Source organism: Methylobacterium sp. E-025, from assembly GCF_022829705.1.
In the GTDB taxonomy this organism is placed as follows: domain Bacteria; phylum Pseudomonadota; class Alphaproteobacteria; order Rhizobiales; family Beijerinckiaceae; genus Methylobacterium.
In genome coordinates this window covers 1-829 of sequence record NZ_JAKSYR010000068.1, presented here as the reverse complement: position 1 = coordinate 829, position 829 = coordinate 1, and the positions used below count along the sequence as shown (strand labels likewise).

The 829-nt window shown below is 66.5% G+C and carries 1 pseudogene; it reads left to right on the top strand.

What is annotated here, in order from left to right:
- Positions 1-812 (top strand): annotated as a pseudogene (locus MKK64_RS07360) (IS5 family transposase); the annotation flags it as partial.
- Positions 813-829: the final 17 nt, after the last annotated feature.

Sequence of the window (829 nt, the reverse complement as noted above, 5' to 3'; positions counted from 1 at the left end):
ACCACTCGCCGGCAGCATCGCCGCGCCAACCTGCGCTACGAAACCGACTTGACGGATGGCGAGTGGGCCGTGATCGCGCCGCTGATGCCGGAGCCGGCCTCGTGCGGTCGTCCGCCTGTTTGGACGATGCGAAAAATCCTGAACGCCATCCTCTACGTGCTGCGCGGCGGCATCGCGTGGCGGATGATCCCGAAGGACCTGCCTCCGCGCAGCACGACGTTTGGCTACTTTGCGCGCTGGCGCGACGACGGCCTGTTCGGCCGGATCAACCATCACCTCGTCATGGCGGATCGCGAGCGGGTCGGTCGAAGGGCCTCGCCCACCGCCACAGTGCTTGATAGCCAGAGCGTGAAGACCACCGAGAGCGGAGGGCCGCGCGGCTACAACGCCGGAAAGAAGATCAAGGGCCGTACAAGGGCCGTAAGCGTTAGGCCCTGGTCGACACGGACGGACGCGCTCTCGTCCTCGACCCACAGCCCGCCGACGTGCAGGATCGCGATGGGGCCGGACCGGTGCTGCGCCTGTCGCGGCGGACCTTCCCGTTCATCGCCAAGGCCTTCGCCGATGCAGGCTATGCCGGCGACAGGCCCGCGACCGCAACGATCATCACCGTCGACATCGTGCGCAAACCCAAGGATCAGGTCGGCTTTGCCGTGCGCCCGCGCAGATGGGTGGTCGAACGCTTCTTTGGCTAGATCAGCCGCAACCGCCGCCTTTGGAAAGACCCGGAGGCGACCCTCGCCTCAGCCCAGGCCTTCCTCTACGCCGCCGCCGTCATGATCCTCGTTCGAAGGCTCGGCCGAGCATCATGACTTACCAGACGGACTCT